Source organism: Catenovulum agarivorans YM01 (assembly GCF_000281085.1).
Taxonomy (GTDB): domain Bacteria; phylum Pseudomonadota; class Gammaproteobacteria; order Enterobacterales; family Alteromonadaceae; genus Catenovulum; species Catenovulum agarivorans.
Genome location: NZ_JH767526.1, coordinates 1 through 22451, shown reverse-complemented (window position 1 = coordinate 22451; position 22451 = coordinate 1). Strand labels below are relative to the sequence as shown.

The window sequence follows — 22451 nt, the reverse complement described above, 5'->3', positions numbered from 1 at the left end:
CTCCAAATCACACTAAGTTTATAGCTGCTGTACCGCTTGACCCAACATTTGGTCAACCGACGAAATTACTTTAGAGTTCATTTCAAATGCACGCTGACTTTCAATCAGGTTAACCAACTCTTCGGTGACGTTTACATTGGAAGTTTCAAGCGCACCTTGAATGGTAAAACCTAAACCATCAACGCCTGGGTTGCCCTGCACTGGCGCACCACTTACCGCGGTTTCTGTATACAAATTTTGGCCGATAGGTTGTAAACCAGACGGATTAATAAAATCCGTTAAAGTTAACTGACCAACTACTACATTATCGGCTTGACCCGGTAAGGTAACACTCACTTCACCATCTTGAGAAACAGTGATAGATTGTGCATCAGGTGGAACTGTGATGTTTGGTTGAATTAAAAAACCAGCACCTGAGGTAACCATTTGCCCGTCTGCATCTAAGGTAAATTGACCATTACGCGTATAGGCTATGGTGCCATCAGGCTGAAGGACTTCAAAAAAGCCTTTACCTTGCACCATGACATCCAGTGCATTATCAGTCGTTAAAGTATTACCTTGCGAAAAGTTCTTTTGGGTGGCGACAACTTTAGAGCCAGCGCCTAACATTAAACCATTTGGTAACTCAGTATCTTGTGATGAGCGGCCACCCGGTTGGTTAATGTTTTGATAGAGTAAGTCTTCAAAAATAGCACGGCTCTTTTTAAAACCAATGGTGCTCGCATTAGCCAAATTGTTCGAGATAACCGAAATATCGGTTTGCTGCGCATCAAGCCCAGTTTTACTGATCCAGAGTGCTGAATGCATATTTCACCTCCTGAGTAATTAAACTCAATTAAAAAACTCTCATTAACATGTCAGATTGTTGGTCGATTTTTTCTGCTTGTTTCATCATTTTGTTTTGCATCTCAAATTGACGCTGCAATGAAACCATATCAACCATAGCGGTTACCGCGTTGACGTTGCTCGACTCCAATGCACCTTTGATAATGCGTACATCAGGTGATGCTTCACAAAATCCACATTGGGCAAAAGCATCTAACTCTTTTGGTCTAAATAGACCGTCGTTGCCTTTATCGAGATCAAAATCATTGTCAGGTTTTATCAATTTAATCCGGTCGACTTCCTCTAAAAAGTTTGCCGGCGCACCTTGCGGACGAACAACAATTGCGCCATCTAAACCAATTTCAATTTTGTCGACTGGAATAGGCAATAAAATAGGTCCACCTTCACCAATAACCGGCTGACCTGTAGATGTTGTTAACAAACCTTCTGGGGTTATTTGTAAATTACCTGAACGTGTATAGGCTTCTTGGCCATTTTTATCTTCAACCGCCATCCAACCATCACCTTGAATGGCTATGTCTAGATCGCGACCTGTGGTTATCATGGTGCCACCCGACATATTTTGCGAAGGACGTTCAGCCATTGAAAATACACGTGTTGGTAGCCCTTCGCCAAAAGCTTGCATACTGCGCGCTTGTACAAGATCAGCTTTAAAACCAACCGTTTTTACATTCGCTAAGTTATTGGCTTGGACAGATACCGCCATCAGATTTTGTTTGGCGCCACTCATGGCCACCCACAACATTTTATCCATGTTAACCGCCGTTCTGACAATAGTTTGACATAGAGTTGATTTTGCAAGGTTAGTGCCAACTGGAGAAATTAAATACATTTATTTTCATGAAGAAAGTCATAAGCTTACGACTTTTATAAATAGAAAAACGAGCAGCCATTTTTTTGACTGCCCGTTTAAAGAAGAGGTAAAAATTAAATTAACGAATTTGCAGTATATTTTGCTGTAACTGCGAGTTAACGTCTAATGCTCTTGAGTTAGCTTGGAATGATTTTTGTGAAGTAATTAAATCCACCAGCTCTTGAGTAATATCAACGTTGGATTGCTCTAACGCAGAAGAAACTATAGTACCAAAAGTACCTGTATTCGCTTCACCCGCTAACGGCTGACCAGAGTTAATAGTTTCTTTCCAACTAACATTACCAATTTGTTGTAAACCTTGGTCGTTAGCAAATCGAACCAAAGCCACACGGCCTAAATAATCAACTGTACCATTAGAATAGTTCGCCGAAACTAAACCATCATCTGCAATGGTTACACCAGTCAAACGACCTACCGTAGCACCATCTTGTTCAAGTGATGTTACTTCAAATGCGGATGCAAATTGTGTTGGTTCAGTAAAATCTAAAATAATACTTTGGGTTGCATCAGCACCATTGGTTAACACTTGAGCTTCCGCTGGCGCAACACCATCATCAGTACCTAATGGTTGGCTGCGAACAAATGGCTCTGAATCTGTACCTGGGATATATCCGTTGACCGATTGAATTTCACCTTGGCTATTAAATACCAAAGGAACACCAATAAAATCACCATCTCCCGCCGCATAACCTGTGGGCGCCGCAGTAATATGCCCACCGCGGGTAATACCATTACCGGTTAAGTTGCCCGTATTGGCAGCATCACTGGCACCAATATCTACAGTGCCGTTAACACCATTACCCCCACCTAAATCGACAGGAATCGGATTCCCATTTGCATCAGCATCCATTGACATGAATACATACCAGCGATTAACTGGTGGTGACGAGCCAGCCGCAGCTGCATCTTTAACAAAATAGGTTGTTTGAATATGACTTTCACCTAATGAGTCAAACACTGTCACAGACGAAGATGCATGATAAGTGGTATTGTCATTTGGGTTAAACAATTGTGGATCTAACGGTGTTGAGGTTGAATCAACGTTAAAGGTCATTTCAACTTCACTGGTTGCCACTGGCACACCAGCTGAATCTGGAATACGCAAAGTTTCAGTCGTAGATAAGGACACACCTTGTGATGTCCCATCTTCGTTTACTGGGTAAACTTGTAAATAATGACCTTGGTTTGAAACCACAAAGTTATCATCATTCAATTTAAAGTTACCAGCACGAGTAAACGACATATCTCGCGATGCTAAATCAGGTGTCATAGCGAAAAAGCCATTACCGGTAATCGCTAAATCTAGCGAGTTATTGGTAAACTTTAAGCTACCTTGGCCAAATTGCTGGGCAACTACTGAGGTTAAACCACCATCACCCACCTTAGTTTTGCCTGCACCAAATACAGATGTTGCAAATACGTCACCAAACTCCGCGCGGCTTTCTTTAAAACCTGTGGTGTTGGCGTTGGCAATGTTATTTGCCGTTGTATTTAAATCTTTCTGTGATACCGAAATACCACTTAACGCTACGTTAAAAGACATACCTTGTTACCTCTTCGTTTTTTGAACCTAATTAAGGCGCAACCTCAATAATGTCATCCATTGAGTAATTGCCTAACCCGGCTAAATTCATATCTAGTGCATTACCGGCACCAAAGCGCACACTGCTAACTGTTGAGTATGAGCCGTTTGTAATACTTGTTCTTTGACCCGATGACGGATCAATCCCCGTGGCTTTAATTGTGTATAAACCTGCAGGCATTTGTTCACCAGTACTGTTTTTTCCATCCCACGTATAAGTTAGCGGGCCTTCAGAAGTCGCCCCTAACTCTAACGTCTGAATGGTTTTACCTGAGCTGTCTTGAACATTGACACGAATGTCATTCATGCCACCTTCAAACAACAATTGTGCTGGCATCATGTACTCTTCTTCACCCACTTGGAAAAGCGCGGCCTGCTCTGATTCAACTAATACTTGACGACCAACCATAGATGAAGCTTGCAATGCTTTATTAGAAGTTTGATTAACTGTGTTGTTGGCCAGAAACTCACTAAATTGACTGGTAAAAGTGTCAAATTTATCACCTAAGTCGGTAATACCTTCCGCCATAGTGAAACTGGTCATCTGTGAAATCATTTCTTCGTTACTAGCAGGGTTAGTTGGGTCTTGCGCAGCTAACTGGGTAGTTAACAACGAGAAAAAGTCCTCTTGTCCCATAGTGTTACGCTCAGATTCACTCTCGTTCTGAGTTGCCGTGTTTGAGCGTAGACTTTCCAAATAACTCGCAGCGCTGGTATCAATCGTTGACATAAATATAAACCCCTACCCTTATTTACCTTGGCCGATTTGCAAGGTACGCGATAACATTTTCTTGGCGTTGTCAGCAATTTGAATATTGGTTTGATAAGCACGTGAAGCCGAAATCATATTGGCCATTTCTTCCATGACATTTACGTTGGGCTTATAGATATAACCGTTTTTGTCCGCCATTGGATGATTCGGGTTATATTCAATATTAAGTGGTTTATCACTTTCAACTACACCCATAACTTTTACGCCAATGCTTTCACTGTTTTCCATATTGCTACTCGCTCGGGACATTTCGGCGGCAAAAACTGGATGACGTGCTCGGTAAGTTTGATCAACCGATGAACTGACACTGTCGGCATTAGAAAGATTACTGGCAGTGGTATTTAAGCGCACAGACTGCGCACGCATAGCAGAGCCAGAAATATCAAAAACGTTAAATAAACTACTCATTAGCCTTGCCCACCATTAATTGCTTTTTTCAAACCAGTAATTTTGTCAGTCATAAACTGAACACTGGCATTAAAGCGTAATTGATTTTGTAGAAATTCATTTCGTTCTGCTTGCAATTCAACCGTATTTCCATCACCAGTATCTGGTTGGGTTGGTGTTCTAAATTGCAATCCATCATTCATAGTCGACTGAACATTAATGTGCTTTTCGCTAGTACGCTCTAAAGAAGTTGTATACTTTCTTCTCTCGCCAGCTAATGCAGCTTGAAAGTCAAAATCTCTAGCTTTATAACCAGGCGTATCCGCATTTGCTATATTGCTCGCTAAAACTTCTGAGCGTTCGATGCGCAGCTGGATAGCTTGCGGGTGCACACTAAACGCTTTATCTAACGAAATCGCCATTTTTTTGTCTCCTATGTTACTTACACTAGACAAAGCAACTTAGATGCCAAATTTACAAAGGCTTAGGTAAAACGCGAATCAACAACCAATAAAACAAATTAATATCAGATACTTAAATAAAATAAGAGTTTAAAGTAGATGGCTAAAATTCAAGTTAAAACAAGACGTTTTTTTGATTTTTGGCAGGTAAAAACAATAAAGCGGCAAGGATTGCCGCTTTATTTTTTCTTAGGACGGTAAACAATTCCTGGGTTACAACGCTGCATTTCAAAATCTTCACTTAGGCCAGTAATAGATTCAGAAGCACCTAAAAACAGATAACCATCTGGATTAAGTGCTTGGGCAAATTGACGGAGTATTTTCGCTTTATTTTCAGCAGAGAAATAAATTAATACGTTTCGACAAAAAATAATGTCAAATTTGCCTAACAAGGAATAACTATCTAACAAATTCATTTGTCGGAAGTTAACCAAATTTCGAACATTATCACGTAAACGCATAGTGCCAGCTTCAGCGCACGGCTCGAAAAATTGCTGTTTGCGCTGTGGCGATAAACCTCTAGCCAAGGCCAGCGAGTCGTACACACCACTTTTACAAATATCTAGCATAGACGGCGAAATGTCTGTACCTAATATATTGACTCGCGCGCCCATACGTTTCTTTTGTTGGTATTCCAAAGCTGTCATAGCAATTGAGTAAGGCTCTTGACCCGAAGACGAAGCCGCAGACCAGACTTTGATACCACCAGCTTTACCGTCGTATTGAGGGAAGATGTCTTTAACTAAAACTTCAAATGGGTAAGAGTCCCTAAACCATAGAGTTTCGTTAGTTGTCATGGCATCAACAACAGCAGCGCGTAATTGGCGCTCTGTTATATTCATCGCACGGTTAACTATTTCACCTAAACTCTCAGCTCTAAACTTTGACAATAAAGGTGACAATCTACTTTTGACTAAATACTGCTTGTTTGTACCCAGCACAATGCCACATTGATGCTCAAGAAAAGTACAAAATTTATTGTAGTCGTCAGTTCCAATGGTTTTATCCAACACAGAGTATTCCTAATCTTAAACATTCAACCATTTTTGTACCGCACCAGCCAATTCGTCTGGATTAAATTTGGCAATAAAGTCATCAGCGCCAACTTTATCAACCATAGCGTGGTTAAACACCCCACTCAAAGAAGTGTGTAAAATAACATGTAAATTTTTAAGTTTTGGATTATTTTTAATTTCTGCAGTTAAGGTATAACCGTCCATTTCTGGCATTTCAATATCAGAAATTAATAAAGCGACTTTGTCAGTGACATCACCCGTTTCTTGAGCTAACTCAGTTAGTTTAATTAACGCATCTTTGCCGTTGATGGCTAATTGCATATCTATGCCCAAACCTTCCAACGCACGCTTAACTTGGTTACGCGCCACCGACGAGTCATCGGCAATAAACAAGACTTTGTTGGTATAATCTTTGGTGACAGGGTTTGATTCCAACACCTCTTTACTAACTTCGGCATCAATTGGCATGATTTCATGTAAGATTTTTTCTACATCTAAAATCTCGACCAACTCTTTATCAACTTCGGTAACTGCGGTTAAATAACTATAACGACCAGCACCTTTTGGTGGTGGCATAATTGATTCCCAATTAATATTGATAATTCGCTCAACCGAAGAAACCAGAAAGCCTTGCACCGAACGGTTGTACTCAGCAATTACAATAAAACAATCTTCGGTATTTTGAATTGCTCGGCCACCTGTTGCCATACCTAAATCAATCACTGAAATAGTTTGGCCACGAATATGCGCAACACCACGTATATATTTATTTCGTTTTGGTAGCGAAGTCAGTTTTGGACACTGTAGTACTTCCCGAACTTTAAACACATTAATACCAAACCTTTGTTGGCCTTGTAATTTAAACAGTAAAAGCTCTAGCCTGTTTTGACCAACCAGTTGTGTTCTTTGATTTACGGAATCTAGTACTCCGGCCATTTTTATCTCCAGATTTTAATAGAGTAGATAGCAGTATTGCCTCTATCAGTTTCGGCACAATGTTTGCCTAACTTAACCCTAAATGCAGAAAAAGTTACCAAATCAACAAATATTTGACAGATATTAGATTCATTTATAACGCTTTTTTTTAATTAAGCATAGTCGAATATTTAAAAAGTGGAACTTAAATTAGTTAGGTAAATATTATGAAGTTAACTACCCATTTATTGTGCTATTTATTCAGTATAATGTCTTTTACGTCAATGGCGAATGTCTATGATAAAAAACAAATAGAGTTGCTTGCAGAAGAGCATGCGCTGTCTATTTATCCGGCTGAAGCCGATGAACAACTTGAGGCGTTTGCATCACCGATTGATAGCAGATTAACCATTAAACCATGTGATAGCGAAATTACCGCTCAAGTGCCCAACTTTAACAGCTACTCAAAAAATATGACTGTGCGTATTCGTTGTGAGGGTGACGACGGTTGGGGGTTATATGTGCCAGTTCAAGTCAAAATTATGACGCCTGTGATTGTCGCGGAAACTTATATCGAATCTGGGCAAACCATCACACAACAAGACTTAAAAGTGGCAATGATTGAAAAGAATCGTTCAAGAAATGGCTTTATTGCCGATATAAAAAGCATAGTAGGCAGCAAAGCAAAAAGGCAAATTCGCTCGGGAGAGGCTATAATTAGCAAAAATATTTGTTTTGTCTGCCAAGGAGAACTGGTTACAATAGAAGCGGTATCTAACAACTTGAGTGTTAAAACAACCGGCGTCGCCCTGTCTGATGGCAGTTATGGTGATACTGTGAGTGTAAAAAACCGTAGTTCTAACCGGGTCATTCAAGGACGGGTCAGCTCTGTATCAGAAGTGCAGATTTTTTTATAAAACTAGCTATTAATTGCTAAAGTTTTTAAACTTATGGCCGATACAGATAGTGAAGTTAAATTTTTAGGTAAAGATCATGGCTATCAATGTAAACAATCTGAACAATAATCAGGTTGGTAAAGCAGCGGCGGAGGCGCAACAAAAAGCGCAACAAGGCCAGCAAACAGCCAACCAAACAAACACTCAAGCTGCGCAAACAGGTGCGCCGCGCCAAGACTCTGTGTCGCTTACACAAACAGCACAGAACTTGAATAATTTAACCAAAAAGGCTAACGATGCCTCAGGGTTTGATCAAGAAAAAGTGGACAAGTTAAAAAAAGCAATCGCTTCTGGCGAATACAAAGTGAATGCAGAGAAATTAGCTGCTAACATTATTGCAAGTGAAGGTAAACTTTTCGGTTTATAAGATGACAACAAACGCGGTTGATTTATTACAGCAACAACAAGATAACCTAAACCAGTTAATGGGTTTATTGGATAGTGAGCTGTCTGCGTTTAAAAATCGTCAAGCCGATGAAGTTTACCAAATTGCCCAAAGCAAAAACGAGTTGATCAACCAAATCCAGCAGATTGATAAATCAATTGCCGAGCTGGCTGATTTAGACCATTTAAAAACTCAAGATGATTTTGCTGCTAAAGTTGAGCAAATAGAAATGACTCTAGCACAAGTTAAAAGCAAAAATGCCATTAATGAACGTGTGATTCGCACTAGCCTTAACAATGTGCAACGCTTAAAACAATCCATTCTCGCGTTAAAAAACTCCGACGCTATGACTTACGACAAACAAGGTCAAGCGAAAACCCAAACCTTGGGTAAAGGTATTAAAGCTTAGTTCTTTCGTAGAATAGTTCCCCCCGCACTCTGGTATACCCTGCTTTTGAAAAGAACTCGCTACTCGCCTAGTGGAAAATGAGTCCATTTGAAGCATAATTTTATAAAAACGCTATGCGCCAATCCATGGCCGCTCTCAAAAGATATCCTTATCTTTTGAAGTTTTATAAAATTATGCTTCAAACAGACTCATATCAGGCGATTGAGTAGCTGCTGTTTCTCACTTCGATTTAACCTCTGCTGCACATAATCAAATTTTGGCTTTTTATAATTAACAGCGGGAATGGTCTAAGAAAATGTTAGAGCAATAACTTAGAGCAAAATTTCTTTTTCAGGGATGAAAAAGCGAAGCGTACATGGAAGTATTCACAGCGGTTTTGCGAAAGTTATGCTCTAGCAGTTTCGCCATATTGCAACACTTAAGAAGCGCTCACCCCACCAATACAAACTCTAATATAACTTGGAATATAGTTTGACAGATAAACTAAGGTTGTGTTGTGCATTGCATACAAGACCCCCACTACTAAACACAAAGCACATCAGCGCCCTCGACTTACTCCTTGACTAACTTAATGCCATCTTTCTGCTTACTCGGCATCAATTGCTGCGCAACATTATGCGGAATAAAACCTTGTGCTGAAGCAACAATTGCACGCGACTCAATACCAACAACGCGCGCAACCACTTCAACACCATTGTCTTTGTAAGTAAAAGTACCGGTTAACACATATTCAATTGGATGCCACTGACGTAACTCATCAATATCACGGCTTAGCGCAAAATCACCTGTTTCGGTAACGCGAATTGTCCCAGTCGCTTTATAATCAACAACCGACAAACCCAACACCATAGCTTGATGTTGAAAACTTTCCGCTAAATGAATACCGAATAAATTTGTCTCTTCTAAATTGGAATCAACCGGCACAAAACTCGCAACCGCAACAGGTGTTTTATCAGTCACATAGCGCATATTCTTAATCAGCTTAATCGCCATAGCCTCAACATAATCACTGATGGCTAGACGCGTATCAGAACGAATATGGCTATTTTGTTGGTTTAAAAACCTATGTGGATCGCGCGCCCAGTGATTTAATAACGCAGGATCTTGATGACCATTAAAACTTTCTAGCGACAAACGCGTATTCGTTTCCGGTTCAATTTGCTCTTGCTGCGCCCAAGGCGACGTAACCTGGCAAGCAGACAAAGCCAACACAGAAAGTATCGGCGCTGCAATTTTTAGATTTTTCAAGGTTTTCATAATGTCCTCACTTTCAATTCGAAAGTTGCCGCTTAATGGTATCTTGCATCTATTATGCGAGTTTGCCCATTGGTAAAGGCTCTGATGCGATACAAATCGCGTAAATTTAATTCTAACTCAGTGATATACACACCATCTAAGTGATAAGTTTTAATAATACGTGCACCTTTTATCACCCCTTGCACCGAGGCTTTAACGCTCTCATTACCGAGCACTAAATCACTGACTTTTACCTGACTATTTAATTTATAACCATGAACTTTTTCAGTTAAATCTCTATATGCATCTAGTTTAGACGCTTTAATCGCTTTAACCATTTTAGTCGATTTATCTTGGCCTAGCTGACTGTCAATTGGCGCATAACCTATAGCAGAAACAATATAATCTTGTTCTGGTAGATCGTATTGCCATTGATAATGTTTATTTATCTCAACCGTAGGCATAGTATTTTGGCAGCTGACAATAACCAATAAACTGGTTAATAAAACTAAGAGTCTAATCATATTGAGCTCCATTAACCTGAGGTACACGTGCCCGTTCCCCTTTATGAATTAACATACCATCTTGGGTCATAATTTCTTGACTCGAATAAAATACATTGTGTGGTACAAAACCTTGCGCTGATGCAATAACCTGCTTACTGCTACTATCCATAATTCGTACATTCACCACAGCGCCGTTTTGATGCATAGATAAAGTACCGGATAATAAATACCTAACATCAACATGGCTATTTAGTTTATTAATGTCGCGGCTCCAAATTTTATCGGCCTGCTTACCAACTTGAATGTCGCCCGTTAACTTAAAATCAACCACTGAATAGCCGCGCTTTTGCAGCTCATAAATAAAACTTTCTTCTAACTGACCACCCAAAGCTTTTAACGGATGCCCTTGCCCATCGATAATCTGACGGTTTGCTTGCTCAACAAAATGGGTAACGGCAACATTACCGTATAAACTTTCAGGACGGACATTTAACAATAGCTCATCCGCTAGCATAAAAGCATAAGCTTTTATTGATAGCTGACTGACACTAGGCTGATAATATTGTGGCACTTCCTGAGGCATTTTCTCCGGCACTATATAACTATGGGTCGATTTGTATGCACATCCACTTACAAGTAAAACACTTGCAGCAACCAAGGTTATGTTTAATGAATTATGCCAGGCCATAAAATGCTCACGTAAATTAGTCAAAAATTACTTCTTGGCTGGATTACTGCAAAATTAGTTCCAAAATTATAATAAGCATATTTATTAATTGCTTTAGCTCCACAAGCAAATAATTTTTTCTTTTAAATCAAGCTCTAGCTAACAATAGTGTAAGTTTTACACTCAATGAGTGGTTTTGGCACAGTCTTAGCTTTATCTAATCAATAAAGCTAATTTTGGCGATTTAAAGGTTAATTCGTCAATTAAATGACTGTTTGTGATAGGTAGTCGAATAATGAAAGTTTTGACAAAAATAATCTTTAGTATGCTGCTAACTCTGCCGTGGGCGAATTCTAGTTACGCAGCTTGGTATCAAGCTAGCGCGTCCAGCCGCGTGATCAATGGCAATATTGCTCAAGCGCGGCAAGCAGCGATTGAAGAAGCTGTTAAACAAACTTTGTTGTTTTCTGGTGCTTCTATCACTAGCTCTCAACAAGTAACTAACGGATTATTGACACAAGACATGTTTATGGTTCGCGCTAGCGGCGTGGTCAATGAAATTGAATTATTGGACGAGTCAATTAATAAAGGTGAGCTATCGGTCACTGTGCGGGCAGATATATTTGCCGATACTCGGCAATGTTATGCCTCTGACTACAAAAAAGCCATCGCAGTACTGCCATTGCAAATCAGACATAATGAACATGCAAAAATCGGTGGTCTATATCAATTAGGCATGGTGTTAGGTGAACAAATTTATCAACAAATGAGCAGTCATAGTCGGAATGTTGAAGTAAGAGATTTTTACCAAAACCCTATTTTAAATACCCAAGAAAACAAAAAAGATCAGGTATCGAGCAATCAATCCGCAGCAATATTGCAACAAATAGCGCGACAAACCGATAGCCAATTGGTTATTTCAGGTGAATTGGTCGACTTATCTATTGGCAGCACTTCCAACCAACTCACCCAATGGTTTAGTAACCAAACTGCGGAAAGATTTTTTTGAAATGCGTTTGTATTTACACGATGCCTTTACTGGAGAGCGTATTCAACAATTTGATTATTTTGACCAAACCATGTGGGAGTTTGATTTAAAACAAAGAGTTGATCTGACAAGTCGGCGTTTTTGGTATAGCGCTTACGGGCAAATCATTAAACAATCGGTAGCTAAAGCTGTCTCTGAAATTGATGGTTCGCTTGCGTGTGTTGCAGCTAAAGCAAGAATTGTGGATGTTGATGCGCACCAAGTCCGATTTAACATAGGTCGTAACAACAATGTGCAGTCTGGAGATATTTTTACCATTTTACATCAAGCGAGTTTTGTTGATAAAAATGGTATTAGCCGTCCACATTTTATTGTTAGTCGCCATCAAATAGAAGTGACTCAAGTGTATGGGCAGTCAGCTATAGCTGTTAGTCAAAACAAAGAATTGTTAGCGAACATTCAAGCAGGTGATATTGTTCGCCCATTCAGTGTAATGGACTAATTAACCTCGTGTATCACCTGTGATGACGAGGTCGGCGCATTTGGCATGCGCCACAAGTATAAAGATACACAAATAGCAATACTAAACAACATAGCGGCTAACCAGACTTTACCTATAATCAATGCCGATATTGTCATACTCAGCCAAATTAAACTAATAGCGCGAATTTTAGTTTGTTTTTGAATACCTCTATAAGCTTGATAATCGCGGATCATTTGTCCGAAATATTTTTGTCGAAGTAACCACTGATGAAAACGCGGTGAAGATTTAGCAAAACAGCCTGCCGACAATAAAACGAATGGTGTTGTTGGCAACACAGGTAATACAACACCGGCAACCGCAAGCGCGAGTGACACCCATCCTGCAACAATTAAACTTATTCTTACGACAGTCTTAAGCATAGATTGAATACTCCAAATTCACCGCTAGCTAAATTAACACTAGCAGCAAGATAAAAAGCAGACAAATAATTCCGACAAAAATTTATCTGCGTTTTAAATAATGCATAGCAACTAGAGTAAAAACTAAACTTGGGATCAGTGCACCTAATACTGGCGGGAAGTTAAATACCAGGACCACAGGGCCAAATATTCGGTTGGCAATAAAAAAGCCAAATCCTGTCATAACCCCCATCAAAATGCGCGCGCCCATAGAAGTACTGCGTAATGGGCCAAAGATAAAAGACAGTGCAACCAGCATCATAACGGCAACCGTCACTGGCTGAAAAACTTTACGCCAAAATGCCAATTGATAACGAGTTGGGTCTTGCTCATTACCAGCAAGATAATCCAAGTGGTCGTGTAAATCAGTTAACGACCAAGCTTCAGGTGTGGCATTAGCAACCGTTAACTTATCTGGGGTCAACTTACTTGACCATGACTGCTCATCAGTGTCAAAACGAACAATATGTTCAGCAAACAATTGAGTATTGTTCACTTGTTTAAGATGCCAACCATCAGCTGTATATTCTGCTTGTTGCGCGTAAGTTACTTGTTGCAACTTCTGCGCGTCGTTAAACTGATAAACAGTCACTTGTTGTAATGCTTCAGGCTGCTGCCCATCACCAACAAATACAAAATTATTGCCATCTTTTAACCACATGGCTTTTGGTTGCAAACTATTACCTGTGCCGTATATCGCGTCATCGCGCACCTGCTCTGCTTTAACTTCTAATTTAGGTGCAACAAACTCACCTATCAAGAGCACAAGTACAACCATAAGTATGGTGGTTTTCATTGCTGATTTAACAATGTTGAGTTTTGACCAACCTGCAGCCTGCATCACAATTAGCTCAGAGTTGGTAGCGAGTGCACCTAAACCTAATAATCCACCTAGCAGCGCAGCCATAGGGAAAAAAACTTCAATATCACGCGCGATTGAATACACCACAAATAACGAAGCTTCCGCCATGGTATAGGTGCCGCGGCCTATGTATCTCAGTTGTTCAACAAACCGAATTAAGCCACTTAATGCGGTTAAAACTAAGATAGAGAAGAAGGTTGAGCTGACAATGGAGCGACCAATATAAATATCTAAAATTTTAATCATGCTAACCGTCGTCCTTTTTTAAGCTTAAATAACAACTGACGACCTAAAGTTCTTTCCATGGTAAACAGGTATCCACCGTACATCAACGCACCTGCGTGTATCCACCACAAGCCTATGCTTGTTGGCAACTTACCATCTTCAAGGGCAGATTTACCTGCCATTAATAACAAGAAATAACATAAATATATTGCAAATGCTGGGACCATTTTGGCGTATTTACCTTGGCGAGGGTTTACTCTAGCCAAAGGCACGGCGATTAACGCAACAATCAATACAGTTAATGGCAATGAAATGCGCCATTGTAGTTCTGCGATATGGCTAAGTTCATTCGACTGCCATAACTCTTGTGTGGAAACAGCCATTAATTTTAATCGGCGCTCTTCAAGCGTTTGCTCTTTAACCACCATGCGGTATTGGCTAAAGTCGGTTATTTGATAGTTTAAGCGGTTGGTGCCGCCAGAATAGGCTGTGCCGTCTGACAATACCAGCTGTTCTGTACCGTCGGCGAAAGTCTCCATTGTGCCTTTATCTGCGTAAACAACATGAAACTCATTATCAAAGTTGGTGTCAGGGTTGACCTTAGCAACAAATACTCGATCGAACGAGTTGTCCTGTTCGCTTTCGTGAACAAATATAACGGCTTTTTTGTTGCTTGATTCTTTAAATTGTCCAGGGACGAGTGAAGATATCCCTACGTCAGAGCGAATTTCTTCACGTAAACTTTCGCGTTTTTCATATGATAAAGGAGTTAAATACAAAGCAAACAGGCCAGTGATTAAAGCAACTATTAATGCAAACGACAACGTAACCCGTGTGATATACCACTCACTGATACCACAGGCTTTAAATACCGTCATTTCGCTGTCGGCATACATTTGACCATGAGCAAGAAAAATACCGATAAACAAACTCAAGGGTAAAATTAATCCAGCCAGTGGTGGCATGCTTAATGTCAGCATGTCGAAGACTAAAGAAGTTGGAACTTTGCCGTCCATTGCGTCATCTAAAACACGCATTAACGTCTGTGAGCTAAATATGGCTAACAATACGCTGAATACAGCGAACTGGGCTTTAAAAGTTTCTGAAAAAATATACCGAAAAATAATCAAACTTTTATCCGTTTATTGTCTATTTTGCTGCAAACCAACAAAAATTTAAGTAAACTCGTTGTTTTCGCAAAGTTAAGCACCATTTTAGGCAAATGCGTGGCAATTTTGTCCTACGCAGCCCTGTTTAACATATCAGCAGATAATAGCAGTTTATCCGCGATTTGAATTGCTTTTAGCTAGGCTTGCAACAAATTATATAGCTTCTTCAAGAAAAGTAATCCCTTGATATTGCCCTACAGGCAAAAAAGACTATGTTTAATGGGTGAAATTGTCAGTTTGTAAGCTAATTAAGCTAAAGCTATTTTAGGAGTCATTATGGAATTTAGTGTAAAAAGTGGTAGCCCAGAAAAACAACGCAGCGCTTGTATTGTTGTGGGTGTATTTGAGCCAAGACGCTTAACCGCTGTAGCTGAACAGCTAGACAAAATTAGTGATGGTTATATCAGTAACCTGATTCGTCGTGGTGATTTAGAAGGCAAAGCCGGCCAAATGTTATTACTTCACCACGTACCTAATGTATTAAGCGAGCGTGTATTACTGGTTGGCTGTGGCAAAGAACGTGAATTAGACGAACGCCAATATCGCCAAATTATCGCTAAAACAATTAATACCCTAAATGAAACTGGCTCAATGGAAGCTGTATGCTTTTTACCAGAATTGCACGTTAAAGGCCGTGATATTTATTGGAAGTTGCGTTTAGCTGTTGAAGCAACGCAAGATTGTTTATATACATTCGACCAATTAAAAAGCAAAAAAGATGAAACTCGCAGACCACTGCGCAAAATTGTCTTTAATGTGCCAACCCGCCGTGAATTACATTTAGGCGAAAAAGCAATTGAACAAGCATTAGCAATATCTACAGGTAAAAAAGTCTGCCGTGATGTCGCCAACATGCCACCGAATATTTGCAACCCAGAATATTTAGGTCAACAAGCTCTAGCTTTAGCTGAAAACTATCAGACTATTGATACATACCTGGTTAAAGAAGCTGATATGGAACAACTTGGTATGGGCTCATACCTAGCTGTTGGCCGAGGCTCTGATAACGAATCTGTCATGTCTGTTATCCAATACCAAGGCGCAAGTAAAGATGTTGCGCCTATCGTATTGGTCGGCAAAGGTTTAACCTTTGACACAGGTGGTATTTCAATTAAACCTAGCGAAGCTATGGATGAAATGAAATACGATATGGGCGGCGCAGCTTCAGTATTAGGTACTATGCATGCATTAGCACAGCTTAATTTACCGATTAACGTTGTTGGTATTTTAGCTGGCTGCGAAAACATGCCTGGTAGTAACGCATATCGACCAGGGGATGTATTAACCACTATGTCTGGACAAACAGTTGAAGTGTTAAATACCGATGCTGAAGGCCGTTTAGTATTATGTGATGCCCTCACTTATGTTGAACGCTTTAACCCTGATGTAGTCATTGACGTTGCAACATTAACTGGCGCTTGTGTGATTGCATTAGGCAAACACGCAACAGGATTAATGAGCAATCACAATCCACTAGCACATGAATTGATGAATGCATCAGAGCAATCTGGTGATAGAGCTTGGCGTTTACCTTTATGGGATGAATATCAAGAACAATTAGAAAGTCCGTTTGCGGATATGGCCAATATTGGTGGTCGTCCAGCAGGTAGTATTACCGCGGGTTGTTTCTTGTCACGCTTTACCCGCAAATATAACTGGGCACATTTAGATATTGCAGGTACAGCTTGGGTAAGTGGTAAAAACAAAGGTTCAACAGGTCGCCCTGTGCCTATGTTAACCCAATATCTAATTGACCGCGCGGCAGAAGTAACCAACAGTTAATGACTCAAGTAACTTTTTACATAGTAGAACAACAGCCGGACGTGAATGTTTCGGCTGTTGTGCATTATGCCTGTGAACTTGCTTCGCAGCATTATCGACAAAACAATCGCGTGTTTATTTTTGCCGATAATCAGCAGCAAGCAGAGCAAATTGATGAATACCTGTGGCAATTCGATCCTGCGAAATTTGTTCCACACAATTTACTCGGCGAAGGTCCTAAATACGGCTCACCCGTCGAGATTAGCTGGCAACCACCGCGTGGACGCAAAGATGTGTTGATAAATATCAGCCAAGAGATGCCAGCTTTTGCCAAACAATTTAAACAAGTATGCGATTTTGTACCGGCAGATGAAGCCGAAAAAGTACAAGCACGTGAACGTTATAAACATTATCGAGCTGCAGGTTTTGCATTAGCAACTACACCTGCAACAACCAATTAATACAGTATTAGAGTAAGACACCGGCTATGGAAACTAAATTTAATCCATCCAATATCGAAAAAGCCCTTTACCAAGCTTGGGAAGAAAAAGGCTATTTTAAACCGTCAGGCGAAGGCCAAGCGTACAGCATTATGATCCCACCACCCAATGTCACTGGTAGTTTACATATGGGTCATGCTTTCCAAGACACCATAATGGATACACTAATCCGTTATAAACGTATGGATAAATTTAACACCTTGTGGCAAGTCGGTACTGATCATGCTGGTATTGCTACACAAATGGTTGTTGAACGCAAACTAGCAGCAGAAGAAGATAAAACGCGCCACGACCTAGGCCGTGAAGCTTTTATCGACCGTATCTGGGATTGGAAAAAAGAATCAGGTGGCACCATTACTCAACAATTGCGTCGTTTAGGCGCATCAGTTGATTGGGATCGCGAACGTTTTACTATGGATGATGGTTTATCAGAAGCGGTTAAAGAAGTATTTGTTCGTTTGCACAAAGAAGATTTAATCTATCGTGGTAAACGTTTAGTTAACTGGGACCCTAAACTACACACAGCGATTTCAGATTTAGAAGTAGAAAACAAAGACAAAAAAGGCCACATGTGGAATTTCCGCTACCCATTAGCGGATGGTATCACCACTAAAGATGGCAAAAACTACATAGTTGTTGCCACTACTCGTCCAGAAACCATGTTAGGTGACACGGGTGTAGCGGTTAATCCAGAGGATGAACGCTATCAAGATTTAATCGGCAAAGAAATCATTTTACCAATTGTTGAGCGCCGCATTAAAATTGTCGCCGATGAACATGCTGATATGGAAAAAGGCACAGGTTGTGTGAAAATCACCCCTGCGCACGACTTTAACGATAATGAAGTTGGTAAACGTCATCAACTTCCTATGATCAACATATTCGATAAAGACGCAGCTATTTTAGCCCAAGGTGAAACCTTCACCTTTGATGGCAAACCACTTGAATTAGACGCGCCAATTCCTGAACGTTACCATGGTTTAGACAGATTCGCTGCGCGTAAAGCCATAGTAGCTGAATTTGAGCAGCTGGGTTTGTTAGAAGTTATTGAAGATCACAGTTTAACTGTACCATATGGCGATCGTTCGGGTGTTGTTATTGAGCCCTTGCTAACTGACCAATGGTATGTACGTGTTGCTCCATTAGCAGAGCCTGCAATTGATGCAGTTAAAAATGGCGACATTAAGTTTGTTCCACAACAATACGAAAACATGTATTTCTCGTGGATGAATGATGTACAAGATTGGTGTATTTCACGCCAATTGTGGTGGGGCCATAGAATTCCAGCTTGGTACGATGCCGATGGCAACGTATATGTAGGTCGTGACGAAGCTGAAGTACGTCGCGAAAACAATATCGCGGCCGATGTAGCCTTAACCCAAGACGAAGATGTTTTAGATACTTGGTTCTCATCTGCCCTTTGGACCTTCTCAACCTTAGGTTGGCCAGAGCAAACACCTGAGCTTAAAACCTTCCACCCTTCTGAAGTGTTAGTCACAGGTTTTGACATTATTTTCTTCTGGGTTGCCAGAATGATAATGATGACAATGCACTTTATTAAAGATGAAGATGGCAAAGCGCAAGTGCCTTTCAAAACAGTTTATGTAACTGGACTTATTCGTGACGAAAATGGCGACAAGATGTCTAAGTCTAAAGGTAACGTGTTAGATCCTATCGACATGATAGATGGGATCGACCTTGAATCTTTAGTGACTAAACGTTGTGGCAACATGATGCAGCCACAGCTAGCGAAGAAGATTGAGAAGAATACACGTAAAACCTTTGAAAATGGTATTGAAGCACATGGTACTGACGCATTGCGTTTCACCTTAGCAGCTATGGCTTCAACCGGCCGTGATATCAATTGGGATATGAAACGCTTAGAAGGTTATCGCAACTTCTGTAACAAGTTATGGAATGCCAGCCGTTATGTATTGATGAACACAGAAGAACAAGACTGTGGTTTAAATGGCGGTGATATTGAATTATCGTTGGCCGACAAGTGGATTTTAGGCCGCTTGCAACAAACGATAGAAACATCACGTAAATATATTGATAGCTATCGTTTCGATTTGTTAGCGCAAACCTTGTATGAGTTTACCTGGAATCAATTCTGTGACTGGTACTTAGAGTTAACTAAACCAGTATTAACCAATGGTACAGAAGCGCAGCAACGTGGTACACGTAATACCTTAATTCAAGTGCTAGAAACTTTATTAAGATTAATGCACCCAGTTATGCCATATATCACTGAAGAGATTTGGCAAAAAGTAGCACCTTTAGCAGGTGTGACGGGCGAAACTATTATGCTGCAAGCCTATCCACAATTTGCTGCGGATAAAGTCGACGAAGCAGCAATTGCTGACGTTGAGTGGTTAAAACAATTTATTTTAGGTATTCGTAATATTCGTGGCGAAATGAACATTTCACCAAATAAACCTTTAAATGTATTGTTGCGTAACTTAAATGCAGACGACCAACGCTGTTTAGCTGAAAATCAAACCTTCTTACAGTCTTTGGCTAAACTTGAATCAATTGAAATTCTAGCCGCTGACGACAAAGGCCCAGCTTCAGCAAGTGCTTTTGTTGGTGATATGCAAATACTTATCCCAATGGCGGGTTTAATTGATAAAGATGCCGAACTAGCTCGCTTGAAAAAAGCCATGGATAAAGCTGAAGGCGAACTTGGTCGAGTGCAAAACAAACTTTCTAATGAAAAGTTTGTCAACAACGCTCCTGCACATGTATTGGACAAAGAAAAAGAAAAGTTGGCCGAGTTTGAAGGCGCTTTAACTAAGCTAAAACAGCAATATGATGAAATATCTGCGCTGTAACCTATTAGCTTAGAACGAGAGTGTAATAGAGTGATATACCCGCTCTATTACACATCTTTCTAACCCCAGTAAACATGGCATATCAACTTCGTCCTTATCAACAACAAGCTGTCGATGCAGCAATCGAACACTTCAAAAAGTCAGCCAAATCAGCTGTAATTGTTCTGCCAACTGGCTCAGGTAAAAGTTTAGTTATTGCTGAACTTGCGAAAAAAGCCAAGGGTAAAATATTAGTTCTGACTCATGTCAAAGAATTGGTTGAACAGAACCATGCTAAATATCAAAGTTACGGCCTGACCGCCGGGATCTTCTCAGCAGGGTTAAATAAAAAACAAACCCAATTTAAAGTAACCTTTGCTAGCATTCAGTCGGTAGCACCAAACTTAACGAAGTTCAGCGAACAATTTTCTTTAATCATTATTGATGAATGCCATCGCATAGGTTTACCGTCCGAAAAACTAGTAAAGCCCACTGAAGATTTAACCAACGAGACCGCGGGTAAAAAACTTACGGGTTTTTCCACTGAAACTGCGCATAATCAATACACTAAGGTGCTTAGTCACCTACAGCAGCTAAACCCTAATTTAAGAGTATTAGGCTTAACAGCCACCCCCTACCGGCTTGATACAGGCTGGATATACAGATACCACTACTATGGATTTGCCCGCAGCGAGCATACAGTGCAATTTGAACATTGTATTTTTGAGCAACCACTGGCTATTATGATCAAACAAGCTTATTTAACTGAACCTAAATTAGTCAAAGCAGCAACTGAGCATTATGATTTTTCATCCCTTAAAGCAACAGCCAATGGCGAATATAAACCTAATGATATAAATCAATTAGTCGCTAAATACCCAAGAGTCACCCAAGCTATTTGCGAACAAATATATCAGCATGGACAAACTCGCCAAGGCATTATGGTGTTTGCAGCGACAGTTGAACATGCACAAGAAGTTTTTCATTATTTAAGCCAATTTAGCCCTGAGCAAGTCGCTTTGATCACTGGCCAGACAGACAACAAACAACGTGATGATTTAATCGAAGCTTTTAAACAAAAAAAGCTTAAATATCTAGTAAACGTTTCTGTTTTAACTACTGGTTTTGATGCGCCCCACGTCGATTTTATTGCCATTTTACGTCCTACCCAGTCCGTTAGTCTTTACCAACAAATTGTCGGTCGAGGGCTCAGATTAGCGCCAAATAAAAAAGATTGTTTGGTGATAGATTATGCTGGTAATGATTTTGATCTCTATTATCCTGAAGTTGGCTCTGTTAGACCGAACAAAGGTACAGTGCCGGTACAAGTGCCCTGCCCTGTATGTGATTTTCAAAATATCTTTTGGGGAAAAGTGGATACTGATGGTGATTTAATCGAACACTTTGGCCGTCGTTGTTGGGGATTAATTCAGCAAGATCCACCCATTCAATGTGACTATAGATTCGTTTTTAAACAATGCCCTAAATGCCAGCACGAAAATGATATAGCAGCCCGTTACTGCCAAGCTTGCAAACAAGTATTGGTTGATCCAGATGAACAAATAAAAGACGCACTTAAACTAAAAGATGCTATGGTTATTCGCTGTGCAGGAATAACCGCTGAAATTAAAGGACAAGTACTTTATATACAATATTTTGATGAAGACGGCAGTGAGCTAAAAGAAAGCTTTAATTTTAATTCTAAGCGCCAACGCGAAGTATTTAATCAAGAATTCTCTAAAAGAATTGGCTCTGGAGCGTCACCAAAACAATTTGATCAATTAACCGAGTTAGCACCTCACTTAAGTATGTTGCCCCACCCTGACTTTGTAATAGCCAAACAGGACAAAAAAGCTAAACAAAAAAACTGGCTAGTCAGCACCCGTATTTTTGATTATCAGGGTAATTTTAGAAAGGCTAATCAGATTAATTAATGATAAGTTAGCAGAAGATTTTCACGGGTTTATTCAGAATTTATCTTGAGTTAGATCTGATTTGGACAGCATTTATAGAAAAACCGGACATACCAGATGCACAGCAACGGATGGAAAAAGCCCGCCTCGAATATTTACAGACTATAAACGAAAAAACCCCAACTCATTGAGTTGGGGTTCTTCTTAAATTAAAGCCTGGCAGTGTGCTACTCTCACATGGGAACTCCCACACTACCATCGCCGCT

At 40.2% G+C, this 22451-nt stretch carries 23 protein-coding genes; 9 read left to right on the top strand and 14 right to left on the bottom strand.

Going from position 1 to position 22451, the window contains the following annotated elements:
- Positions 1-18: 18 nt before the first annotated feature.
- The 8 genes from flgG to WSC_RS0108875 all read right to left on the bottom strand — a co-directional run bounded on the left by flgG (position 19) and on the right by WSC_RS0108875 (position 6874).
- Entirely contained in the window at positions 19-807 is a 789-nt protein-coding gene (flgG, locus tag WSC_RS0108910; protein WP_016955578.1) for a flagellar basal-body rod protein FlgG, read from the bottom strand.
- Positions 808-835: 28 nt separating this feature from the next.
- Entirely contained in the window at positions 836-1600 is a 765-nt protein-coding gene (locus WSC_RS0108905) for a flagellar basal body rod protein FlgF (protein ID WP_016955577.1), read from the bottom strand.
- Positions 1601-1778: 178 nt separating this feature from the next.
- Positions 1779-3263 (bottom strand): flagellar hook protein FlgE, encoded by a 1485-nt coding sequence (gene flgE, locus WSC_RS0108900; RefSeq protein WP_016955576.1) that lies wholly within the window; start codon positions 3261-3263, stop codon positions 1779-1781.
- Positions 3264-3294: 31 nt separating this feature from the next.
- Positions 3295-4032 (bottom strand): flagellar hook assembly protein FlgD, encoded by a 738-nt coding sequence (locus WSC_RS0108895; protein ID WP_016955575.1) that lies wholly within the window; start codon positions 4030-4032, stop codon positions 3295-3297.
- Between the two features lie 18 nt (positions 4033-4050).
- On the bottom strand, positions 4051-4482 hold the full coding sequence (gene flgC, locus WSC_RS0108890; protein ID WP_016955574.1) for a flagellar basal body rod protein FlgC: 432 nt from the start codon (positions 4480-4482) through the stop codon (positions 4051-4053).
- A complete protein-coding gene (flgB, locus tag WSC_RS0108885) occupies positions 4482-4883 on the bottom strand; it encodes a flagellar basal body rod protein FlgB (protein ID WP_016955573.1) in 402 nt (133 codons plus the stop codon). Before flgB ends, flgC begins: the two co-directional genes overlap by 1 nt.
- 218 nt (positions 4884-5101) lie before the next feature.
- Positions 5102-5935 (bottom strand): CheR family methyltransferase, encoded by an 834-nt coding sequence (locus WSC_RS0108880; RefSeq protein ID WP_016955572.1) that lies wholly within the window; start codon positions 5933-5935, stop codon positions 5102-5104.
- 15 nt (positions 5936-5950) lie between these two features.
- Complete coding sequence (locus tag WSC_RS0108875) at positions 5951-6874, bottom strand: chemotaxis protein CheV (protein WP_016955571.1); 924 nt, start codon at positions 6872-6874, stop codon at positions 5951-5953.
- A 206-nt stretch (positions 6875-7080) separates the two neighbouring features.
- Between WSC_RS0108875 and flgA the strand changes: the two genes are divergently transcribed.
- The 3 genes from flgA to flgN all read left to right on the top strand — a co-directional run bounded on the left by flgA (position 7081) and on the right by flgN (position 8603).
- A complete protein-coding gene (flgA, locus tag WSC_RS0108870) occupies positions 7081-7770 on the top strand; it encodes a flagellar basal body P-ring formation chaperone FlgA (RefSeq protein ID WP_016955570.1) in 690 nt (229 codons plus the stop codon).
- Positions 7771-7846: 76 nt separating this feature from the next.
- Positions 7847-8176, top strand: coding sequence for a flagellar biosynthesis anti-sigma factor FlgM (gene flgM / locus WSC_RS0108865; RefSeq protein WP_016955569.1), 330 nt, complete (start codon positions 7847-7849; stop codon positions 8174-8176).
- Position 8177: 1 nt separating this feature from the next.
- Positions 8178-8603, top strand: coding sequence for a flagellar export chaperone FlgN (flgN, locus tag WSC_RS0108860; RefSeq protein ID WP_016955568.1), 426 nt, complete (start codon positions 8178-8180; stop codon positions 8601-8603).
- A 552-nt stretch (positions 8604-9155) separates the two neighbouring features.
- On the opposite strand, the gene WSC_RS22300 is transcribed toward flgN, so the two are convergent.
- The 3 genes from WSC_RS22300 to WSC_RS24075 are packed head-to-tail and all read right to left on the bottom strand — an operon-like array spanning position 9156 to position 11057.
- Entirely contained in the window at positions 9156-9860 is a 705-nt protein-coding gene (locus WSC_RS22300) for a FlgO family outer membrane protein (RefSeq protein ID WP_016955567.1), read from the bottom strand.
- A gap of 32 nt (positions 9861-9892) precedes the next feature.
- The gene (locus tag WSC_RS0108850; protein WP_016955566.1) at positions 9893-10363 is read right to left on the bottom strand and encodes an LPP20 family lipoprotein; all 471 of its coding nucleotides are present in this window, start codon (positions 10361-10363) and stop codon (positions 9893-9895) included.
- Positions 10356-11057, bottom strand: coding sequence for a FlgO family outer membrane protein (locus tag WSC_RS24075; protein WP_157447243.1), 702 nt, complete (start codon positions 11055-11057; stop codon positions 10356-10358). Before WSC_RS24075 ends, WSC_RS0108850 begins: the two co-directional genes overlap by 8 nt.
- Positions 11058-11307: 250 nt before the next feature.
- Here WSC_RS24075 and WSC_RS0108840 point away from each other — a divergent pair, with 250 nt between their 5' ends.
- Positions 11308-12021, top strand: coding sequence for a flagellar assembly protein T N-terminal domain-containing protein (locus WSC_RS0108840; protein WP_016955564.1), 714 nt, complete (start codon positions 11308-11310; stop codon positions 12019-12021).
- A gap of 1 nt (position 12022) precedes the next feature.
- Positions 12023-12502 carry a FlgT C-terminal domain-containing protein gene (locus WSC_RS0108835; protein ID WP_016955563.1) on the top strand — a complete coding sequence of 160 codons (480 nt, stop codon included), beginning with the start codon at positions 12023-12025 and terminating at the stop codon, positions 12500-12502.
- Here the strand turns inward: WSC_RS0108835 and WSC_RS22290 are convergent.
- From WSC_RS22290 to lptF, 3 genes are all read right to left on the bottom strand, one after another.
- The gene (locus WSC_RS22290) at positions 12499-12903 is read right to left on the bottom strand and encodes a YbaN family protein (RefSeq protein WP_050996143.1); all 405 of its coding nucleotides are present in this window, start codon (positions 12901-12903) and stop codon (positions 12499-12501) included. The two genes, WSC_RS0108835 and WSC_RS22290, sit on opposite strands and share 4 nt — an antisense overlap.
- Positions 12904-12985: 82 nt before the next feature.
- Complete coding sequence (lptG, locus tag WSC_RS0108825; protein WP_016955561.1) at positions 12986-14050, bottom strand: LPS export ABC transporter permease LptG; 1065 nt, start codon at positions 14048-14050, stop codon at positions 12986-12988.
- Positions 14047-15159: an LPS export ABC transporter permease LptF gene (lptF, locus tag WSC_RS0108820; protein WP_016955560.1), complete on the bottom strand. Its 1113-nt coding sequence runs from the start codon at positions 15157-15159 to the stop codon at positions 14047-14049. Before lptF ends, lptG begins: the two co-directional genes overlap by 4 nt.
- A gap of 315 nt (positions 15160-15474) precedes the next feature.
- Between lptF and pepA the strand changes: the two genes are divergently transcribed.
- The 4 genes from pepA to WSC_RS0108800 all read left to right on the top strand — a co-directional run bounded on the left by pepA (position 15475) and on the right by WSC_RS0108800 (position 22206).
- On the top strand, positions 15475-16980 hold the full coding sequence (gene pepA / locus WSC_RS0108815; protein ID WP_016955559.1) for a leucyl aminopeptidase: 1506 nt from the start codon (positions 15475-15477) through the stop codon (positions 16978-16980).
- Positions 16980-17420, top strand: a complete 441-nt coding sequence (locus WSC_RS0108810) for a DNA polymerase III subunit chi (protein WP_016955558.1) — start codon at positions 16980-16982, stop codon at positions 17418-17420. Before pepA ends, WSC_RS0108810 begins: the two co-directional genes overlap by 1 nt.
- Positions 17421-17446: 26 nt before the next feature.
- Entirely contained in the window at positions 17447-20293 is a 2847-nt protein-coding gene (locus tag WSC_RS0108805) for a valine--tRNA ligase (RefSeq protein ID WP_016955557.1), read from the top strand.
- A gap of 74 nt (positions 20294-20367) precedes the next feature.
- Complete coding sequence (locus WSC_RS0108800; protein ID WP_016955556.1) at positions 20368-22206, top strand: DEAD/DEAH box helicase; 1839 nt, start codon at positions 20368-20370, stop codon at positions 22204-22206.
- The last annotated feature ends 245 nt before the right edge of the window (positions 22207-22451 follow it).

Excerpts from the sequence above, each read along its gene's own strand:
- flgG (WP_016955578.1), bottom strand. The coding sequence starts at position 807 with ATGCATTCAGCACTCTGGATCAGTAAAACTGGGCTTGATGCGCAGCAA.
- WSC_RS0108905 (WP_016955577.1), bottom strand. The coding sequence starts at position 1,600 with ATGGATAAAATGTTGTGGGTGGCCATGAGTGGCGCCAAACAAAATCTG.
- flgE (WP_016955576.1), bottom strand. The coding sequence starts at position 3,263 with ATGTCTTTTAACGTAGCGTTAAGTGGTATTTCGGTATCACAGAAAGAT.
- WSC_RS0108895 (WP_016955575.1), bottom strand. The coding sequence starts at position 4,032 with ATGTCAACGATTGATACCAGCGCTGCGAGTTATTTGGAAAGTCTACGC.
- flgC (WP_016955574.1), bottom strand. The coding sequence starts at position 4,482 with ATGAGTAGTTTATTTAACGTTTTTGATATTTCTGGCTCTGCTATGCGT.
- flgB (WP_016955573.1), bottom strand. The coding sequence starts at position 4,883 with ATGGCGATTTCGTTAGATAAAGCGTTTAGTGTGCACCCGCAAGCTATC.
- WSC_RS0108875 (WP_016955571.1), bottom strand. The coding sequence starts at position 6,874 with ATGGCCGGAGTACTAGATTCCGTAAATCAAAGAACACAACTGGTTGGT.
- flgA (WP_016955570.1), top strand. The coding sequence starts at position 7,081 with ATGAAGTTAACTACCCATTTATTGTGCTATTTATTCAGTATAATGTCT.
- flgM (WP_016955569.1), top strand. The coding sequence starts at position 7,847 with ATGGCTATCAATGTAAACAATCTGAACAATAATCAGGTTGGTAAAGCA.
- flgN (WP_016955568.1), top strand. The coding sequence starts at position 8,178 with ATGACAACAAACGCGGTTGATTTATTACAGCAACAACAAGATAACCTA.
- WSC_RS22300 (WP_016955567.1), bottom strand. The coding sequence starts at position 9,860 with ATGAAAACCTTGAAAAATCTAAAAATTGCAGCGCCGATACTTTCTGTG.
- WSC_RS0108850 (WP_016955566.1), bottom strand. The coding sequence starts at position 10,363 with ATGATTAGACTCTTAGTTTTATTAACCAGTTTATTGGTTATTGTCAGC.
- WSC_RS0108840 (WP_016955564.1), top strand. The coding sequence starts at position 11,308 with ATGAAAGTTTTGACAAAAATAATCTTTAGTATGCTGCTAACTCTGCCG.
- WSC_RS0108835 (WP_016955563.1), top strand. The coding sequence starts at position 12,023 with ATGCGTTTGTATTTACACGATGCCTTTACTGGAGAGCGTATTCAACAA.
- WSC_RS22290 (WP_050996143.1), bottom strand. The coding sequence starts at position 12,903 with ATGCTTAAGACTGTCGTAAGAATAAGTTTAATTGTTGCAGGATGGGTG.
- lptG (WP_016955561.1), bottom strand. The coding sequence starts at position 14,050 with ATGATTAAAATTTTAGATATTTATATTGGTCGCTCCATTGTCAGCTCA.
- pepA (WP_016955559.1), top strand. The coding sequence starts at position 15,475 with ATGGAATTTAGTGTAAAAAGTGGTAGCCCAGAAAAACAACGCAGCGCT.
- WSC_RS0108810 (WP_016955558.1), top strand. The coding sequence starts at position 16,980 with ATGACTCAAGTAACTTTTTACATAGTAGAACAACAGCCGGACGTGAAT.
- WSC_RS0108805 (WP_016955557.1), top strand. The coding sequence starts at position 17,447 with ATGGAAACTAAATTTAATCCATCCAATATCGAAAAAGCCCTTTACCAA.
- WSC_RS0108800 (WP_016955556.1), top strand. The coding sequence starts at position 20,368 with ATGGCATATCAACTTCGTCCTTATCAACAACAAGCTGTCGATGCAGCA.